Below are 17,518 nucleotides of genomic sequence, written 5' to 3' on the forward strand. Positions count from 1 at the left end.
TTAATGTTCAATTTTAAACGAATAAAGCTATTAATATTAAATCTTGATAGCTACCATCCAATTTTACACCCTTTGCTTTTCTACCCTCTTCAAAGAAGCCTAGATTCTTATATAATTGGATTGCACCTAGATTATCTTCCATTACCTCAAGACAAACTTTTTCAATCTTACTGTTATTTTTAGCCCAATTGATTAACGTTTCTAGAAGAGCTCTTCCAATACCATAATTTCGATATTCGGGTAGTATGGTCATCGCAAAAGCCCCTTGATGACTAATTTTTTCTTTGTTTCCGTTCTTAAAATCTATTGCACCGACTAACTTACCATCAACTTCAGCAATAAACTGTACATAATTTGGATTTTCATGATAAGCTTTTAACGTTTTTTGAATAGCATCGATACGCACCTTTTTTACATCCTCAACCGTACTTAGCATGTATGGAGCGTTTATTAAAGCTTTTGAAGCAGAATCTAGTATTCTTTCTGCATCCCGTTCTTTAGCTTCTCTAATTATTATTGTTTTTCCATCCTTAGATTTATAAGTAAAAACATTAGTTGATAAGATACTACACACACCCTTTCGGAATATAATTAGTTGAATTTTTTAACTATCATGCAATTATTAAGTAAGAAAAAGTCGTATCACCTTTTTCTGCAATCGCTCTACTTCAACTTAATGACGATTATTTCAAATATTTTTAATTTTTACAAGGATTTATTCCGTTATATAGCCCGATTGTTGAATAACATGACTGGCGTTTTTTAAACAACTTTATTATCTCTGTACACGATGAATTAACGACTTGAGCTGTTGTGTAAATAATATACAATGACCTTTTCTAATTCCTTAGTTTGTTCTTTTTCCCGTACACGAACGGCATCTACTGGAATTTGTGTATGTTTTAACCAATCTAGAATAAGGTGTAGTTGTTCTTGTATTTGCCCAATGTTTTGCTCCTTTATGTTCTTATTCTGAATTCTATCAATTAATTGAAGCATATAGGGAAGTTTTTCTATACATTCACTTAAATCTCCGCAATAACCTGAAGGGAATTCATGTGTACCAAATTCTAAAGTATTGATGTAATTAGAAACTAGGTATATCATGGCTTCTTGTTCGGTATCACCACCTAATTCAATCGCTTTTCGAAGGGATTTTTCTAAATCGTCTTCTTTATTGCTAGAGTCCATATAAATTCCTATCCATCTAAAAGGTCTTGAATCAAATGGGTTGTTTTCTGTCCATCTATATAGAATGTCAATTAGAAAACTATTTAGTGAGAAAGTTAAGACCTCATCTTTTTCGTTTAATACATCTAAAATAGTAAACAGCGAAATGGCAAACTCTTCTTGATCTTTTGATTCCCATTTCTTTGCATTTGTAATAAATGTCTCTAAATGTTTAAAAGCTAATTTTCGAAGTCCCGCTTCGCGATGCTGACAGTAACAAATAAAATCATGCCAATGCTCAGTTGTATTCATATGTATAATAATAGTTTGTAATGCAGTGAGAGGTTTATCCATTATAAGTCCCCAATCTATTAAGCACGTGTTGAAAATTTAGTGTTATTATATCATTACATAAATTAAAGTGGGAAGAATTTAAGGTGGATTTTATTGGTCACGGGATCCAATCGATTGGTAATGTAGCGGTTCTAACAGGAGTCATTATTGACTTTGAAGATGAAACGTAAAAAAGTTATTATGTTTATCTGAATATTGAGGGAATACAAGAATTTTATTTATTTAATTTTCAGAAAAAATAGACTAAAACATTAATAAATGGTATAATTTCCTTGTTATTGGAATTAAAATGAAAATATTAGAAGAAAAAGGATAGGGTTGGTTTTAATGGGGGATTCTGATCACAAAGAAACAAAGGCAATATTAAAGTTATGGTTTATTTATATACCACTTGCATTTGGAGAATTTGTCTTTTCGAATATCATAGGTTATTTAAAAAAATAAAGATTTTGTATTTGAAAAACAATTAACCTAATTTAATTGTTTTTTTATTTGTCTCTAATAAACCAAACAAAAATAAAGATTTTGAACAAGATGAAGTTTATGAAGGAAATAACGTTGATTAGGTGCTGAAAACGGGAATTATTCAAGCATGGTAATTCACCGTTTTTATAGCTTCCTATAGTGAGATGTTATGTTCACATCATATGTATACGATATTTGTAACTTAATATAGCATTACTGGAACTTCAAAATTAGTAGTTAAGGTTGTTACCTTATAGAGTGTTATATATAACTTAGCTAAAAAAGCACAAATCATATAATTTGAGCTGTTCATTATCTGTTTTTTGGTAAAAAATTATAGTTTTTGTCACATTAATACTGTACGATACATAGTATAAAACACATACTGTATGACATATAGTAATGGAAATGAGGTGAGTGAATGGATACTTTATTAAATTCGTTAATTACTGAGTTAAGAAGAGGGACATTAACGTTAGCTGTTTTAAGTCAATTAAGAACGCCGCAGTACGGATATTCACTTGTCCACTTATTAGAGCAATCAGGGGTTACAATTGATCAAAGTACTTTATATCCACTACTTCGCCGATTAGAAAAGCAGGAATTAGTGACGAGTAGTTGGGATAAAACGGAGAGTAGACCTCGTAAGTATTATGTTTTAAGTGATTATGGATTAGAAATATTTTTGCAGTTGAAAAAAGAATGGATAAAGGATTCGAAAGAACTTTATAACTTATTAAAGGAGGAGGAAGAGAATGAATTTAATTGATCTCTATATCCAAGAGGTTGCGAAGAGATTACCTGAAAAAAATCGTGAAGATATTACACTTGAACTAAGGTCAACTATAGATGATATGTTACCTGAAGATTATAATGAGAAAGATGTAAAGAGCGTTCTCGAAAAATTGGGGAGTCCGGTTTCATTGGCTAATGGTTATTTGGATAGACCGATGCATTTAATTGGACCACGTTATTTTGATGTATATACAACGTTGTTAAAAATGATTATACCAATCGCAGCTGTCATTGCACTCATATCAATGGTTGCAGAAAATTTTATAGGCTATAGTGGTGATCAAGCGGTATTAAATGTTATTTTACAATTGATAGGTAAAGGCATTGGGGAAATTTTTGAAGTGAGCCTCCATGTATTTTTCTGGTTGACAGTTGTGTTTGTTATTTTAGAAAGAACAGATAAAGACAAAGGTATCGAGCCGTTGACGACAAGTTTAAAAAAATGGACACCAGATGATTTGAAAAACATCTCGTATATCCCAAAGAAAAAAGCAATCTCGAAGTTTGAAGTTTTTGGAGGTTTAATGTGGACAGCAGTTTGGGCTACACTTTACTTTTATGCGAATTATCTTGTTGGCGTATATAACGGTACGGCAAATGGACTGAAGTTTGTCTCGCCAACTTTTAATCAAGATGTTTTATTGCAGTACTGGCCAATCGTTGTAATTATGATCGTTTTTGAAATATGTATATCCCTTTATAAATTAGTGCAGGGACAATGGACGCAAAGATTGGCGATTGGGAATGCTATTCTTCAAATAGCTGGGACGATAGTATTCATTGTAATTGTAGTAAATCCACATGTATTTAACGCAGGGTTTATTACGTATTTGGCAAATGCATTTACTATTTCCTCAGAGGAGTTTAAAACGTGGCTCATTGGGGGAGGAATTTTCTTCTACATGTTATCTGCTGCAATAAATATATTTGATGGTTTCCGAAAAGCTAGTATTCGTATGTAGATAAAAATCGGAAATTTCGATAAAATAAAACTATTAAAAAGATAGTAAAATAAGGTGAACATGATGAAAGGAAGAAAATAATGATAAGGGAAGCAACGAAAAAAGATTTAGCATACATTTTAGATATTTATAACGATGCGATACTTTATACAACAGCTGTATATGCGTATAAACCTGTAACCCTTGAAAATAGAATAGATTGGTATGAACAAAAAAAGGCTGAAGAGTATCCAATTATCGTATATGAATTAGATAATAAAGTAGTAGGATTTGCGACATTCGGCCCATTTAGAGCGTGGCCTGCTTATAAATATTCAGTTGAACATTCTGTGTATGTAGATAAGGCATATAGAAAAAATGGCATTGGGTCTTCATTAATGAAAGAATTAATCAAAATTGCAAAGGAAAGAGAGTATATGACCTTAATTGCTGGAATTGATGCAGAGAATGAGAAAAGTATTGCCTTGCATCAAAACTATGGATTTGTTCATGCAGGAACAATAAAAAAAGCTGGTTATAAGTTTAATAAATGGCTAGATTTAGCTTTTTATCAGCTGGAACTTAACGGTCCTGAAAATCCTATAGAAGAATAAATATTTTTCGGTAGCAAGAAAAAATTCATGCTACCTTTTTCTTATTTTAATAGCTAATGAAAAGGTTTTTTACATTCAATGTTGAAATATTAGAAGTTAATATAACGATATAAAAAGAGGGATAGAAATGGAAACTGTTATAAATAAAATAAAAGAGGTACAATCTAATTATGTGGGAATGGCAATTTATTCTACAAAAAATAATCGTATAGTTGCTTCGTATAATAGTGAATTAAATATTCCGTTAGCATCAGCAGCAAAATTAGTCATTGGATTTGTAGTAACGCAAATGGTGAAGGAAAATAAACATAATTGGAATGATATACTTCATTACATTAAATTTAATCCACATGAAGATAGTGCGCAGTTATATCCGCATTTACAAGGAAGAACTTCTTTAACACTTAGTCAAGCGGTAGAGGTAATGATTGCTTGTCATGATAGTTACGTTGCACAGTCAGTTGTAATGCACTGTGGTGGATGGGATGCTGTGAAAATGTACGCACAAACGTACTTTTCAAAAATTCATATACAAGAGAATGCTAGAGATGAGAAGAATGTTGGAGAATTAAGTGAAGTTCTTGCCCTTTTCATACAAACCTTTCAAGGTTATAAATCAGAACCAGAATTATGGGAACCAATTATTAGCGGCATGGTAAGACAGCAAGGAGAGTATGAAGAAATTCCATATTATCATATAACTCATATGACAGGTGGATTACTCACAGCTACAATAAATATTGGTATAATAGGAATGTTTAACGAATTTCCACTTCTTTATGTGATTGGGGGAAAAGATTTACCGAATCGCCGTGAAAATAAAGAGGTAGATGAAGCTTTTGCAGTAGTTTTAAAGTACATATACAAAGAATATAGTGAAAGCATGCTAGGAGTGAGCGATTGAAAAGAAACTTAAAGACTTTAACAATCATTATTTTAATTTTAACGATTATTGCTCTTGAAGTTGGAATCGCCCTATATGATCACAATTTGTCATTAGATACAATTTACTTTGCAGCGATCCTTATTTGTATTGTATTGCTTTTTGGCACACGTGTTTCTGAAGAGAAAGAAAGTACATCGAAACGAGAGCGAAGAAAAATAGCTGTTATATTTTGGCCATCTATTTTATTGTCTATCGCTTGTTTTGCAGTTATAAATTACATAAGGGTAGGCTATGTCTCTGTACCAGGGATAATTGGCTTTTCATGCTTTGTTACATATGGTGGATTCGTTTTGATTAGTATTTTAAAGGGGAAAAATAAAATGTAGCTTACTAAGTTGAAAGGAAGCAATGTATATGAAACATATAGAGAACGGTACACGTATTGAAGGAGAATACATTAAAAATAAAGTCATTCAATATAATATGTCCATCTTAACAGATGAAGTAAAACAGCCGATGGAAAAAGTAAGCCTCGTAGTAAAAAATGAAGAAGGAAAAATATTTGGTGGTGTAACAGGTACGATGTATTTTTATCATCTTCATATCGACTTTTTATGGGTTGATAAATCAGTTCGTCATGACGGTTATGGTAGTCAACTGTTACATAAAATTGAAGAAATTGCGAAGGAAAAAGGGTGCAGATTAATATTGCTAGATTCATTTAGTTTTCAAGCGCCAGAATTTTATAAAAAGCACGGTTACCGAGAGTATGGTATCGTTGAAGATCATCCAAAAGGTCATAGTCAGCACTTTTTTGAAAAGAGATTATAATAATATTATGTATACTGATTGATGGGAGAAAGCATATGTACACGTATAAATTGCAACAAGAACAACCAATCTGTGCAGAAAAAATTAAGAAGCTTTATGATTCTGTCGGTTGGTGGCCAGAAAGAAAAGAAGTCGATATTGAAAAAATGTTAAAGAATAGTATAGCCATTGGAGTATGGGAAGAAAATGAATTAGTTGGATTTGCTAGAGTCGTTTCTGATGGTGTTTTTCGAGCATACATTGAAGATGTTGTCGTACATGAGAATGTAAGAAATAAAGGTATTGGAGAGAAAATGCTTACAATGTTACTTCGAGAAATATCTCATATTGATATTGTTAGTCTATTTTGCGGAGAGAAGCTAATAAAGTTTTACGGTGAGCAGCAATTTCAAGCAACGAAGCAAATTGTGATGCATCGTAATCAAACAGGGAAAGAATAAGAGGTGCCAATTAAAATGAATGCAACAAGAGCGTACTGTTTATCGAAAAGAAAAGCGACAGAAGATTCTCCAGATGGCTGGAGTGCAACATGTATGAGGCTTAATAATAAAATATTTGCGATAGTAAATCATGAAGAAGGTGAAAAGGCTGCGATTACATTGAAGTGTGATCCAGAAGTCGCATTAAGAATAAGAGAAGATTATCCAGAAACAATTATTCCAGGGTATCATATGAATAAAAAACATTGGAATACCGTTTATATTCATAAGGGTATAGAGCAGGAGCAAATTAATAAAATGATTGATTGGTCGTATGATTTAGTACTACAATCATTTTCAAAGAAAAAGCAGCAGGAGTTAATGGGTTAATATGTATTAGGAGTGTGTGTAATGAAAGATTCGATTAAAGATACGTATGATAAATTAGCGAGTACATATAAAGAAAATCTAGATTTCGCAAATCCATATAACAGTTATTATGAAAGACCGGCGATGATGGAGCTTATTCCAAAGGAACTAGAAGGAAAAAAGATATTAGATGCTGGATGTGCAGCTGGATGGTATACTTCTCAATTCATAGGAAGAGGAGCAAATGTTACAGCAATTGATGTAAGTCCTGAAATGGTAAAAGCAGCAAAAGAAAATATAGGAGAAGAAGCGACGTTCCTTTGTCATGATCTGCAAGAAACATTGCCATTTGAAGATAATACGTATGATGTGATTGTAAGTTCATTAACTCTTCATTATATAGAAAATTGGAATCAAGTATTTCAAGAATTTCGTCGTGTATTGAAGCCAGGTGGAGAACTTATTTATTCTATTCATCATCCTTTTATGGATTTCACAAAGTTTCCATGTGAAAATTATTTTGAAAAACAGTTATTAATAGATACTTGGGTTAAACCGAATATTACTATTGAAGTCAAGTTTTTTAGAAGATCATTACAAGACATACTAAATGAAACTACAAATTATTTTGTATTAGAAGAGATAGTGGAACCGAAGGCAATTGAAAAAATGAAAGAAGTAAGCGAAAAATCATATCATTATTTAAATATGAATCCACATTTTCTTATCATAAAAGCAATCAATAAATAGCTAGTAAAATAACTTTGTTTTACTAGCTATTTACAGTTTTACATTACATATTAGGAGACTTTAAAATGAATATGAAACGAAATAGAGTAGTATATGCACTATTTACTATAGTTGTTATTATTTTAGGTCTTAGCTCAAGAAAGTTTGCTTTTGCACTACCACATCTATTAAATGATTATTTAGGTGATGCATTATGGGCATTAATGATTTTCACTGGCTTTGGATTTTTGTTTCCTAAAACAGAGACGAAGAAGTTGGCTTTTATTAGTTTAATGTTTTGCTACGGGATTGAAGCGAGCCAATTGTATCATGCGGAATGGATAGATAGCATTCGTGCAACGACTTTGGGGGGACTCGTGTTGGGATACGGTTTTTTGTGGAGTGATGTAGTGGCTTATACAATTGGTGTTGGAGTGGGAATACTGTGTGAGGTTATTTTTCGGAAGAAATAAGAATTGTAAAAGGGGTATTTGTAAATGGAACAAGCACTGGAAATTGCAAAGCTTTGGTTTCGAAATGAACATGTCACAGCTACTGTAATGCAACCAAAAGTAGCGAAGGTTTTATGCAAGAATAAAGAGTACATTTTAAAGAGAACGGGATCGATAAAGCAACTTCTAGTTGAATTCGATGTTTTGAAGCAACTGTATGAAAAGGGAATTAAAGTACAGAGAGTAGTAAAGACAGAAAATGATGAACAATATGTATTATATAAAGAAAAATATTATTGCTTATATGAGTATGTTGCCGGAAGTGTTTTAGAAATAAAAGATACGAATAAGCTGGAAAGGCTAGCAAGTACAATTGGAGAAGAAATAGCTAATCTGCACAAAGCATTACATGCGGTGAATAGTGACCATGAGTTAATAAAAAGAGATTTATATAAGATGGTATTTGAATGGGCTATACCGATTTTAGAAAAGAATGAGTATGTTCATCGAGAGGTAATTCAAAAGATGGAGCGAATGCACGCAGCTTTCAAGGAAACGGTCCATTCATTACCGAGACAAATTATTCATCGTGATATGCATCTATCAAATGTAATCTTTAAAGATGATAAACTGGAAGGGTTTATAGATTTTGAGATTTTAGAAAATAATGTAAAAATATTCGATCTATGTTATTGCTGTACAAGTGTATTAAGCGAGCTATTTAGTAATGAAAGATTAAGAGGGAAATGGTTACATATCGTTAGCAAAGTCTTTGAAGGTTATTATAAACAAAATGATTTAACGAAAGAAGAACTAAAAGCTATTTGGTATGTTATGCTTTCAATTCAAATTATCTTTATTGCTTATTTTGTCCAGTTACCAGATTTATTAAAGTTAAATGAAGAAATGTTCTTCTGGATTTTTGCTAATAAGGAAGCTATTGAAGAAGTTATAGAATGTATCGTAAAGGTATGAAAAAAATAATATTAATTGGTTCTGGTGGTTCAGGAAAATCTACATTAGCAAGGCAGTTAGGAAATAAATTAAATATTAAGGTGCATCATCTTGATGCATTATTTTGGAAACCGAATTGGGAAGGTGTTCCGAGAGAAGAACAAATAGCAGTTCAAAATAACTTAATTAAAGATGAGAAGTGGATTATTGATGGGAATTATGGCGGGACGATGGATATCAGACTGAATGCAGCTGATACAATTATCTTCCTTGATATTCATAGAACAATTTGTATTTATCGTGCGTTTAAAAGAATTGTAAAATACCGGAATAAAACAAGACCAGATATGGGCGCGGGATGTGAAGAAAGATTTGATTTGCAATTTTTTAAATGGATATGGAAATATCCTAATGCTAAACGACCTACAATTTTAAAAGGGTTAGAGCAATTGTCCGAAGAGAAAAAGGTTATTGTTTTAAAATCTCCAAATGAGGTTCGGAAATTTTTAGAGCACATATAATAATACAATGTGACACAACAATTCTTTTTGGATCTTACCGATTAGTTTAATTAAACTAATCGTTTTTTATTATGAAAAATTTAACGCTTTTTGAAAATTGTATTTTGTAATGAGTATATGACTATAAATTCATATAAAATGAACGTTTGGAGGAATAGAAAATGACTAATGATTTAATTCAAACAATCGATTCATTAATGGTAAATATTCCAGCTGGAGAGGTAGTATTAAGAGATGATCGAATAAAAAAAGAATGGCTAGTGCAAATTCAACCATTTCTTCTTGCGAAGTATGCTGTAACAATGGAACTATATGATGCTATTACAAATAGTCCATTAAATAATTTTGATAAAAATCATAAACCAGTTGTCAATATTTCATGGAACGATGCCATTGCGTTTTGTAATGTACTTTCAAAAAAAGCGGGATTAAAAGAATATTATTCTATTAGTGATGGTGGTCAAATTGTGAAATGTAATTTAGATTCAAATGGCTACCGATTACCATGTGAGGCAGAGTGGCAATATGCATGTAAAGCAAGTACAACCGGATATACATACGGGAAACTTCATGATATAGCGTGGTATAATGAAAATTCAAATGGAGAGATTCATGACGTTGGCCAAAAAGAACCGAATGCATGGGGACTTTATGATATGCTAGGGAACGTTTGGGAATGGTGTTATGATTTGTATGATGAAACAGTGTACGGATCATATCGCATTTTTCGTGGTGGTAGTTGGGCTGAAACAGCGAGAGGGTGCGGCGCTACTTGTCGTCGTCGAAGCCATCCTACATTTCATATAGATGATCTCGGTTTTAGACTCGCTAGGTCAATTTAGTAGGAACATGCTACGAACAACTAAGAAAAGAGTATGGAGAAAATCCGTACTCTTGCCAACATAGAAACGATTTAACGTAAGGAGTGTTTATTATGGCGCGTGTTTTATTTATTAACGCTGGATCAGAAGGACATATAAATCCAACTTTACAAGTTGTAGAAGAATTGATTTCTCGTGGTGAAGAGGTCGTTTATTTTTCAATAGAAGCTTTCAGGGATCGGATTGAGAAGACAGGTGCTACTGTACGAACGATTGATGATCAAAAATTTATAAAAGCGTTTCTATCTGGAGGCAGAAATTATTTACAGGAAAGAATAAACGGCCTTCTACATACAGCGGATATTGTAATATCTAGCGTTCTAGAACAAATTGAAGGTGAACATTTTGATTACATGATTCATGATTCTATGTTTGGTTGTGGCCATTTAATTGCTCAAATTCTTAAACTTCCAGCCATAAATTCATGCACATCTTTTGCGCAGGATGAAAAATCCTTTGAGCAAATGTTAGGTCATCTGTCAAAAAATATCCCAGTAGAAATTCATGATAAAATACAGAATGATTTTCAAAACTTAACGAAGGGAATTGCTGAAAAATATGGTGTTGAAATAAAATCATCGTATGAAGTTTTCTGTAATCCTGCACCTCTTACTATTGTGTATACAATTAAGGAGTTTCAGCCTTTTGGTGATACGTTTGATGAAACATATAAATTTGTAGGACCATCTATCTCTGCACAAATGAAAAACAGAGACGTTGATTTTACTTCAATTGAAGAAAAAAGTCCGATTTATATTTCATTAGGTACTGTTTTTAATGAAGCGATTGACTTTTATAAACTGTGTATGAAGGCCTTTGAGAATAGTGAGCATACAATTGTTATGTCTATTGGTAATAAAACAAAAATAAGTGATCTAGGCGAAATCCCTAAAAACTTCATTGTGAAAAACTATGTGCCTCAAACCGAACTGCTTACTTATACGAAACTATTTATTACACACGGCGGGATGAACAGTACGCATGAAGGATTATATAACGGGGTTCCGCTCGTTGTAATACCGCAAAGTGCAGATCAGCCAGCAATTGCAAAGCAAGTGGAGAGTCTTGGAGCAGGAGTTCAATTACATATGAATGAATTAACCGTGGAGAAATTGCGTGAAAGTGTGGAGTTAATTTTAAATAACCCTTCATATAAAGAGGCTACTTTGAATTTGAAGGAATCATTCCGAACATCGGGTGGATATAAAGAAGCTGTTGATGAAATCTTTACATTTGTAGGTCAGTAATAAATATAAAGTTATACATGAAAAAAGTGTCTATATTAAATGATATAGACACTTTTCTGTTGTAAGAAGAGAAGAATTGTTTAAATGGAAAAAATGAAAATACTAAATGTGAATTTTGAGAACTAAGTCTACAATTTCTGCTGCACACTTTTATTTTATCCCGTATTAACCGACCGTAAAACCCCAACTAATTAAAGTTTTACTTTATGATTTCAGGATGTGGTTTTATATGTTAGTAATAATTTCACTGTTTCTGCACAACTTCTGCACATGCTTAGGCGAGTTCTATGTCATGATATATTCATAAAGTGAAATATTTCACAAGGAAAAAATATATTTTCACTGCGGTGTATGCATAATTAACACATACATCGGTACAAGTTTGTCTCTTGTTATTCTTTTACATCAAAGCCCACATTCCACTACAAAGTATAACAAGAAGGGGACATGAACATGAATAATCGATTTTTAAAACAACTACAAAATATGAAAATGAACAAAAAAAGTTTAGGAGTTGTAGCATTAACAGCTGGAATTATTAGTACGACACTTATTCCTCAAAATGCTTATGCGCACGGTTTTGTTGAAAAGCCCGGTAGCCGATCCGCTTTATGTAGTCCAACTTATGGTGCGCTAAATGTAAACTGTGGAAGTGTTATGTATGAACCACAAAGTTTAGAAGCTCCAAAAGGGTTCCCACAAGGTGGTCCAGTAGATGGACAAATTGCTTCAGCAGGCGGAAAATTTGGTGGTATTTTAGATCAACAAACAGAAAATCGTTGGTTTAAAAATACAATCACTGGTGGGGAAAATACATTTACTTGGAAGTATACTGCGCCTCACTTAACGAGTAAGTGGCATTACTATATTACTAAAAAAGGATGGAATCCAAATAAAGCGCTAACAAGAGCAGATTTCGAACCAATTGGAACTGTACAACATGATGGTTCTGCAGCTTCAAATAATTTAACTCATAAAATCAATGTACCTACTGATCGTAGTGGATATCATGTGATTTTAGCAGTATGGGATGTAGCTGATACAGCAAATGCATTCTATAATGTAATTGATGTTAATCTTATTAATGATGTGAAACCAGACATAGAAGCACCAAGTATTCCAAATGGACTTCAGACGCAAAAAGTAACAGCGAATAGTGTAGAACTAACATGGAACGCTTCTACGGATAATGTAGGGGTAAAAGGATATCAAATCTTCCGTAACGGAGAGATGATTGATACAGTACCAGGGACTCATTTTATTGATAAGAAGTTACAACCAAGTACAGAATACTCTTATACTGTAAAAGCAATTGACGCAGCTGGCAATGTATCGACAGAAAGTACAGCGCTTACAGTAAAAACGACAGTTGAGACTCCTGATACAGAAGCACCAACACAACCAAAAGGATTACATAGTATGGGAACGACAGCGTCAAGTGTGGATTTAATGTGGAGTCCATCTGACGATAATATTGGTGTAGACCATTATGATATTTATAGAGAAACAGAAGGATCAATGAAAAAGATTGCAACATCCAATACAACTTCTTATTTGGATAAAAATCTGCTCGCTAATACTACTTATAAATATGTAGTGAAAGCTGTTGATGTAGCTGGAAATGAATCCGTACAGAGTGATATATTCACAATTACTACAAAAACCGAAAGCGCTTCATATGAAGCGTGGGATGCAAAAAAAGCATATAAAAAGGGAGATAGAGTTCTACACGAAGGAAAAGTATATGAAGCAGTCCAGAGTTATCAAGGAAATGGTGATCCAAACTGGATTTATGCATTATCATTATGGAAAACAGTGTAAGCTTTACTTAGGTATGAACTAAGAGATGATGGGCTTTGATGCAAAAGGTAATCTTGAGAATTCACTTTTCTATTAATAAAAAAGGGTAGTGTATGAATACATAAGATTCATATACTACCCTTTTTATTATGATAACATTTTCGTCATAAGTATGTGCGGAATGCCATCTTCCATAAATATATCAGAAGAAGTTTCATAGTCTAATTTTTTATAAAATCCTTCAGCTTGTGTTTGACCGTGTAGTTTCACTTTCGTAACTTGTTCGTTACGAGCAAGTTCTTCTAACGTTTGAATGATGACTTTACCTAATCCGTATGTACGATAATCTTTTAAAATACAAATACGTTCTAATTTTCCGACACCATCAACAAATCGTATACGACCTGTGCCTACAGGAAGTTCATGATAATAAACTAAAATATGTTTACATTGCTCTCCGATTTCATCGAATGTATCGAATTCATCTGCAAGAGGGACACCTTGTTCTTTTACAAATACTTCTTTTCGAATATGAAAGGCAGTTTCTAAATCAGCAAGTTCTGTTATAAGTTTGGATTGCAAAATGTTCAGTCCTTTCTAGTGTAATCAGTTTGCGTTTTCCTAGTATATCATAATAAAGCACTATTAAGAGAAGAAGAACATACTAAAAAGCCAACTTTAAAAAGTTAGCTTTTATTACAATTTCTTTATCCCATTTTTAGTACCAATAATTGCTGTACTCGTCATACTTATAAACAACCCTGTTTCAACTACACCAGTAATCATTTTTAATTGGGTGTGTAAATGGGCAGGATTAGAAATATGATTAGGGAATATACAATCGATAATCAGGTTATTGTTATCGGTTATATAAGTTTCATCATTTTTCAAACGTAACGTTGTTTGACACCCTAAAGACTGAATTTTATTTTCGGTTTGTTTCCATGAAAAAGGGATGATTTCAACAGGTAATGGAAAATTACCTAAATGTGTTACAAATTTCGATTCATCAGCAATGATAATTAGTTCTTTAGAGGAAGAGGCAACGATTTTTTCACGAAGTAATGCACCACCACCGCCTTTTATAAGTTGTAAATTTGAATCAATTTCATCCGCTCCATCAATTGTAAGATCAAGGCTTTGTACGTCGTTTAACGAAATTAGGGGGATATTTAGTTGCTGTGCTAATGCTTCAGTTTCCTTTGATGTTGGTACAGCTTGAAATGATAATCCTTCTTTTACACGTTCACCTAATTTTTGTATTGTCCAATATACAGTAGAACCTGTACCAAGCCCAATTTTCATGCCATCATTTACAAAGTTAGCAGCATATTCGCCAGCGAGCTGTTTTAAATTCATCACTTTACTCCGCCGGGCGTGGCCCAGCATCAAGACCTGAATTTTCAACTGTAAGTACCGGACGAACGACTATATCTTTATGTACACGCATTTGACAAGATAATCGTAAATGATCTTCAATTCCTTTTTCCGTCATTGCATGTTTCTCATTCGCACTCGCTTCACAGAAATCACCTGCTAGTATTTCTACTCTACAAGTTGTACAACGTGCATTCCCGCCGCAACGATGAAGAATGTTGACACCGCTATCTTCAATTGCTAATACTAACTTTGTTCCTTCTTTCACATCAAAAGTTCCCGCACCTTCAATTGTTAATTTTGGCAAATTTGTTCCTTCTCACGTAAAATTGTACCTAACATATTTATGACCGCGAATTATTGAACATAAACATTATTTTTTTATATCCCCGTAACTTTTTTTAATGTTGAATCGTTTATTAAGTAAGCGCTGAAAAGGAGTGGTTATTTTGTGCACAAAAGTAACTCATGTTTTAAAGAATCATATCGATATGAATCATTCAAATATAAACTTTTTAATTGAACAATATGGAGAGTTAAAAAGATACTGTACTTTTTTAACGAAAAACAAATGGGATGGGGAAGATCTCGCCCAAGAAACAGTGTGTAAAGTGCTTCGAAAATATAGAAATAAAGATATTTGTATGACACTCGTCTATAAAATAGCAAGAAATCGTTGGTTAGATCAGATGAAGTCTAAGTCTGTTCATGAAAAAATAAGAGGACAAATCACTTTTGAAGAACCACATGAGAACATTGCAGATTTGCATGAAATGGTAGGGAAAGTATTGTCTTCATTAAATGTACAGCAATCCGCAATTTTATTATTAAAAGATGTTTTTCAATATAGTATCGCTGATATTGCTAAAGTGTGTTCTGTATCAGAAGGTGCAGTGAAAGCTTCTTTATTTCGGAGTAGAAATAGGCTGAAAACTGTAAGTGAAGAAGGGATTGAGATAGTCGAATTCACAGAGGATATTGAAGTTGTTGTAACATCTATTCGTGAGGAAAGACCAGAATTATTAACGAAGCTTCTTCCGGCAATAGATTTTACTAAATTACCATCTAAACAGCCAGTCTTATTATTTAATGTGAAAAAACCTTCTTCCTACAGTTATATGCTTTACGCAGCATAACAAGTATTGGAGGGATTTAAAATGAATGCAATTCCATATGTAGTAGAACAAACAAAATTAGGAGAACGTTCCTATGATATATATTCAAGGTTATTAAAAGACCGCATTATTATTATCGGCTCAGAAATTAATGATCAAGTAGCGAGTAGTGTCGTAGCGCAATTATTATTTTTAGAAGCAGAAGATGCAGAAAAAGATATATTCTTATACATCAATAGCCCTGGCGGTTCAACGACAGCAGGTTTTGCAATATTAGATACGATGAATTTAATTAAACCAGATGTGCAAACGCTATGCATGGGCTTTGCGGCATCATTCGGTGCATTGTTATTATTATCAGGAGCAAAAGGAAAACGGTTTGCTCTCCCTAACAGTGAAATTATGATTCATCAGCCGCTTGGTGGTGCACAAGGGCAAGCAACAGAAATTGAAATAACTGCGAAAAGAATATTAAAGTTAAAGCATGATATTAATAAAATGATTGCAGAAAAAACGGGGCAACCGATTGAAAGAGTAGCACATGATACAGAAAGAGATTATTTTATGACTGCAGAAGAAGCGAAGGCATATGGGATTGTAGATAACGTTGTTACGAAAAAATAAGTTAAAAACAGGCTAGAGGATATGCTAACCCTCTAGCCTATTTTTATTAATCTTTTATCCATTCATCAACTAGCGCTTGATTCTTCTTAATCCATTTTCGCGCCGCTTCTTCGGGATCTTTCGTTTTATTTAACTCGACCATTAATGTACCAAGCTGTTCATCGTTCATCTTCCATTTGTCAAAGTATTTTATGATATCCGGATGGTCTTTTTCGAAACCTTTACGAACAGAGTAATAAATGTCATCTTTTTCACCATATACTTTCTTAGGGTCTTTTAAATATTTTAAGTCAAATTCTGAAAAGCCCCAATGCGGATTCCAAAGCGTAACAGCGATTGGTTTCTTTTTCGTATATGCTTTCTTTAGTTCACTCATCATCGCAGCTTCAGAGGATTGGACAAGTTTTAGTTTTATATCATATTCTTTCATTGCTTTATTCGTTAAATTCATAAGACTACTACCGGGTTCGATACCGACAATTTTATTCTCTAGTTCATCTTTATGAGCATTTAAATCTTCGATACTGTTTATGTTTTTCATATAAGAAGGGACGACTAAACCTAGTCCAGTACCTTCGTACCATTTTGATTTTAAGACAATATCATCTTTATAACGATCGTTTAGCGGTTTATCTGTAACTGGTAGCCATACTTCTAAATTCGCATCAACATCACCACGAGCGACACCAGTCCAAATTGCGGCTTTTTCTAAATACATGAGCTCAACTTTGTAGCCTTTTTCTTCTAATAAAACTTTCCACATGTTTGCGGTTGCAATATTTTCTTTCCAACTTGTTACACCAAGTTTAATTTTTCCTTTCGAATTTGCATTTGTTGCATTACATGAAGTGAAAATCATAGTAATAAATAATGCAAGGCATATAAACCAAATTTTCTTTCGCATCGAAAACCTCCTAAGTAACGTTTGCCTTATAAAATAAATGTATAAGTAAGCATTCTTATTATGAACGGAA

The 17,518-nt window shown here is 33.0% G+C and carries 23 protein-coding genes; 17 read left to right on the top strand and 6 right to left on the bottom strand.

Going from position 1 to position 17,518, the window contains the following annotated elements:
• Positions 1 to 13 precede the first annotated feature (13 nt).
• Together B9A45_RS15525 and B9A45_RS15530 are read right to left on the bottom strand one after the other, a co-directional pair.
• Complete coding sequence (locus B9A45_RS15525) at positions 14 to 574, bottom strand: GNAT family N-acetyltransferase (protein WP_179135400.1); 561 nt, start codon at positions 572 to 574, stop codon at positions 14 to 16.
• A gap of 221 nt (positions 575 to 795) precedes the next feature.
• Positions 796 to 1,524, bottom strand: a complete 729-nt coding sequence (locus B9A45_RS15530) for a hypothetical protein (RefSeq protein WP_000360495.1) — start codon at positions 1,522 to 1,524, stop codon at positions 796 to 798.
• A gap of 886 nt (positions 1,525 to 2,410) precedes the next feature.
• Between B9A45_RS15530 and B9A45_RS15535 the strand changes: the two genes are divergently transcribed.
• The 15 genes from B9A45_RS15535 to B9A45_RS15605 all read left to right on the top strand — a co-directional run bounded on the left by B9A45_RS15535 (position 2,411) and on the right by B9A45_RS15605 (position 13,449).
• Positions 2,411 to 2,758 carry a PadR family transcriptional regulator gene (locus B9A45_RS15535; protein ID WP_084064226.1) on the top strand — a complete coding sequence of 116 codons (348 nt, stop codon included), beginning with the start codon at positions 2,411 to 2,413 and terminating at the stop codon, positions 2,756 to 2,758.
• Positions 2,745 to 3,746: an HAAS signaling domain-containing protein gene (locus B9A45_RS15540; RefSeq protein WP_001048878.1), complete on the top strand. Its 1,002-nt coding sequence runs from the start codon at positions 2,745 to 2,747 to the stop codon at positions 3,744 to 3,746. Before B9A45_RS15535 ends, B9A45_RS15540 begins: the two co-directional genes overlap by 14 nt.
• A gap of 80 nt (positions 3,747 to 3,826) precedes the next feature.
• Positions 3,827 to 4,339 (top strand): GNAT family N-acetyltransferase, encoded by a 513-nt coding sequence (locus B9A45_RS15545; protein ID WP_000617511.1) that lies wholly within the window; start codon positions 3,827 to 3,829, stop codon positions 4,337 to 4,339.
• Between the two features lie 127 nt (positions 4,340 to 4,466).
• Positions 4,467 to 5,243, top strand: coding sequence for a serine hydrolase (locus tag B9A45_RS15550; RefSeq protein ID WP_000450752.1), 777 nt, complete (start codon positions 4,467 to 4,469; stop codon positions 5,241 to 5,243).
• Entirely contained in the window at positions 5,240 to 5,611 is a 372-nt protein-coding gene (locus B9A45_RS15555) for a hypothetical protein (RefSeq protein WP_000827980.1), read from the top strand. Before B9A45_RS15550 ends, B9A45_RS15555 begins: the two co-directional genes overlap by 4 nt.
• Positions 5,612 to 5,639: 28 nt before the next feature.
• Positions 5,640 to 6,056, top strand: coding sequence for a GNAT family N-acetyltransferase (locus B9A45_RS15560; RefSeq protein WP_000680418.1), 417 nt, complete (start codon positions 5,640 to 5,642; stop codon positions 6,054 to 6,056).
• Positions 6,057 to 6,091: 35 nt separating this feature from the next.
• A complete protein-coding gene (locus B9A45_RS15565) occupies positions 6,092 to 6,496 on the top strand; it encodes a GNAT family N-acetyltransferase (RefSeq protein WP_000288971.1) in 405 nt (134 codons plus the stop codon).
• 15 nt (positions 6,497 to 6,511) lie between these two features.
• Positions 6,512 to 6,865, top strand: coding sequence for an MmcQ/YjbR family DNA-binding protein (locus tag B9A45_RS15570; protein WP_000994623.1), 354 nt, complete (start codon positions 6,512 to 6,514; stop codon positions 6,863 to 6,865).
• A 21-nt stretch (positions 6,866 to 6,886) separates the two neighbouring features.
• A complete protein-coding gene (locus B9A45_RS15575) occupies positions 6,887 to 7,594 on the top strand; it encodes a class I SAM-dependent methyltransferase (RefSeq protein ID WP_000655256.1) in 708 nt (235 codons plus the stop codon).
• Between the two features lie 65 nt (positions 7,595 to 7,659).
• The gene (locus B9A45_RS15580) at positions 7,660 to 8,046 is read left to right on the top strand and encodes a ribosomal maturation YjgA family protein (protein ID WP_001056436.1); all 387 of its coding nucleotides are present in this window, start codon (positions 7,660 to 7,662) and stop codon (positions 8,044 to 8,046) included.
• A gap of 24 nt (positions 8,047 to 8,070) precedes the next feature.
• Positions 8,071 to 9,000, top strand: coding sequence for a phosphotransferase enzyme family protein (locus B9A45_RS15585; protein ID WP_084064227.1), 930 nt, complete (start codon positions 8,071 to 8,073; stop codon positions 8,998 to 9,000).
• Positions 8,997 to 9,500: a DNA topology modulation protein gene (locus B9A45_RS15590; protein WP_000720552.1), complete on the top strand. Its 504-nt coding sequence runs from the start codon at positions 8,997 to 8,999 to the stop codon at positions 9,498 to 9,500. Before B9A45_RS15585 ends, B9A45_RS15590 begins: the two co-directional genes overlap by 4 nt.
• A 161-nt stretch (positions 9,501 to 9,661) precedes the next feature.
• Complete coding sequence (locus B9A45_RS15595) at positions 9,662 to 10,342, top strand: formylglycine-generating enzyme family protein (protein WP_000180359.1); 681 nt, start codon at positions 9,662 to 9,664, stop codon at positions 10,340 to 10,342.
• A 92-nt stretch (positions 10,343 to 10,434) separates the two neighbouring features.
• Complete coding sequence (locus B9A45_RS15600; RefSeq protein WP_084064228.1) at positions 10,435 to 11,628, top strand: macrolide family glycosyltransferase; 1,194 nt, start codon at positions 10,435 to 10,437, stop codon at positions 11,626 to 11,628.
• A 453-nt stretch (positions 11,629 to 12,081) separates the two neighbouring features.
• Complete coding sequence (locus B9A45_RS15605) at positions 12,082 to 13,449, top strand: lytic polysaccharide monooxygenase (RefSeq protein ID WP_001065165.1); 1,368 nt, start codon at positions 12,082 to 12,084, stop codon at positions 13,447 to 13,449.
• Positions 13,450 to 13,575: 126 nt separating this feature from the next.
• Here the strand turns inward: B9A45_RS15605 and B9A45_RS15610 are convergent, their stop codons facing one another.
• From B9A45_RS15610 to B9A45_RS15620, 3 genes are all read right to left on the bottom strand, one after another.
• Entirely contained in the window at positions 13,576 to 14,010 is a 435-nt protein-coding gene (locus tag B9A45_RS15610; protein WP_001190864.1) for a GNAT family N-acetyltransferase, read from the bottom strand.
• A gap of 114 nt (positions 14,011 to 14,124) precedes the next feature.
• On the bottom strand, positions 14,125 to 14,787 hold the full coding sequence (gene rpiA, locus B9A45_RS15615; RefSeq protein WP_001049986.1) for a ribose 5-phosphate isomerase A: 663 nt from the start codon (positions 14,785 to 14,787) through the stop codon (positions 14,125 to 14,127).
• Positions 14,788 to 14,791: 4 nt separating this feature from the next.
• Positions 14,792 to 15,112, bottom strand: a complete 321-nt coding sequence (locus B9A45_RS15620; RefSeq protein ID WP_001125388.1) for a 2Fe-2S iron-sulfur cluster-binding protein — start codon at positions 15,110 to 15,112, stop codon at positions 14,792 to 14,794.
• Between the two features lie 142 nt (positions 15,113 to 15,254).
• Between B9A45_RS15620 and B9A45_RS15625 the strand changes: the two genes are divergently transcribed.
• Both B9A45_RS15625 and clpP read left to right on the top strand, forming a co-directional pair.
• On the top strand, positions 15,255 to 15,941 hold the full coding sequence (locus B9A45_RS15625; protein WP_084064229.1) for an RNA polymerase subunit sigma-70: 687 nt from the start codon (positions 15,255 to 15,257) through the stop codon (positions 15,939 to 15,941).
• Positions 15,942 to 15,962: 21 nt separating this feature from the next.
• The gene (gene clpP, locus B9A45_RS15630; RefSeq protein WP_000991611.1) at positions 15,963 to 16,544 is read left to right on the top strand and encodes an ATP-dependent Clp endopeptidase proteolytic subunit ClpP; all 582 of its coding nucleotides are present in this window, start codon (positions 15,963 to 15,965) and stop codon (positions 16,542 to 16,544) included.
• A gap of 46 nt (positions 16,545 to 16,590) precedes the next feature.
• Here the strand turns inward: clpP and B9A45_RS15635 are convergent, their stop codons facing one another.
• Entirely contained in the window at positions 16,591 to 17,448 is an 858-nt protein-coding gene (locus B9A45_RS15635) for a glycine betaine ABC transporter substrate-binding protein (protein WP_001227619.1), read from the bottom strand.
• Positions 17,449 to 17,518: the final 70 nt, after the last annotated feature.

Source organism: Bacillus sp. JKS001846 (assembly GCF_900176455.1).
GTDB classification, from domain to species: Bacteria; Bacillota; Bacilli; order Bacillales; family Bacillaceae_G; genus Bacillus_A; species Bacillus_A cereus.

Coding starts and splice junctions, on each gene's coding strand:
- B9A45_RS15585 (WP_084064227.1), top strand. CDS start 8,071: ATGGAACAAGCACTGGAAATTGCAAAGCTTTGGTTTCGAAATGAACAT.
- B9A45_RS15575 (WP_000655256.1), top strand. CDS start 6,887: ATGAAAGATTCGATTAAAGATACGTATGATAAATTAGCGAGTACATAT.
- B9A45_RS15560 (WP_000680418.1), top strand. CDS start 5,640: ATGAAACATATAGAGAACGGTACACGTATTGAAGGAGAATACATTAAA.
- B9A45_RS15580 (WP_001056436.1), top strand. CDS start 7,660: ATGAATATGAAACGAAATAGAGTAGTATATGCACTATTTACTATAGTT.
- B9A45_RS15600 (WP_084064228.1), top strand. CDS start 10,435: ATGGCGCGTGTTTTATTTATTAACGCTGGATCAGAAGGACATATAAAT.
- B9A45_RS15590 (WP_000720552.1), top strand. CDS start 8,997: ATGAAAAAAATAATATTAATTGGTTCTGGTGGTTCAGGAAAATCTACA.
- B9A45_RS15540 (WP_001048878.1), top strand. CDS start 2,745: ATGAATTTAATTGATCTCTATATCCAAGAGGTTGCGAAGAGATTACCT.
- B9A45_RS15545 (WP_000617511.1), top strand. CDS start 3,827: ATGATAAGGGAAGCAACGAAAAAAGATTTAGCATACATTTTAGATATT.
- B9A45_RS15605 (WP_001065165.1), top strand. CDS start 12,082: ATGAATAATCGATTTTTAAAACAACTACAAAATATGAAAATGAACAAA.
- rpiA (WP_001049986.1), bottom strand. CDS start 14,787: ATGAATTTAAAACAGCTCGCTGGCGAATATGCTGCTAACTTTGTAAAT.
- B9A45_RS15595 (WP_000180359.1), top strand. CDS start 9,662: ATGACTAATGATTTAATTCAAACAATCGATTCATTAATGGTAAATATT.
- B9A45_RS15550 (WP_000450752.1), top strand. CDS start 4,467: ATGGAAACTGTTATAAATAAAATAAAAGAGGTACAATCTAATTATGTG.
- B9A45_RS15635 (WP_001227619.1), bottom strand. CDS start 17,448: ATGCGAAAGAAAATTTGGTTTATATGCCTTGCATTATTTATTACTATG.
- B9A45_RS15570 (WP_000994623.1), top strand. CDS start 6,512: ATGAATGCAACAAGAGCGTACTGTTTATCGAAAAGAAAAGCGACAGAA.
- B9A45_RS15565 (WP_000288971.1), top strand. CDS start 6,092: ATGTACACGTATAAATTGCAACAAGAACAACCAATCTGTGCAGAAAAA.
- B9A45_RS15535 (WP_084064226.1), top strand. CDS start 2,411: ATGGATACTTTATTAAATTCGTTAATTACTGAGTTAAGAAGAGGGACA.
- clpP (WP_000991611.1), top strand. CDS start 15,963: ATGAATGCAATTCCATATGTAGTAGAACAAACAAAATTAGGAGAACGT.
- B9A45_RS15530 (WP_000360495.1), bottom strand. CDS start 1,524: ATGGATAAACCTCTCACTGCATTACAAACTATTATTATACATATGAAT.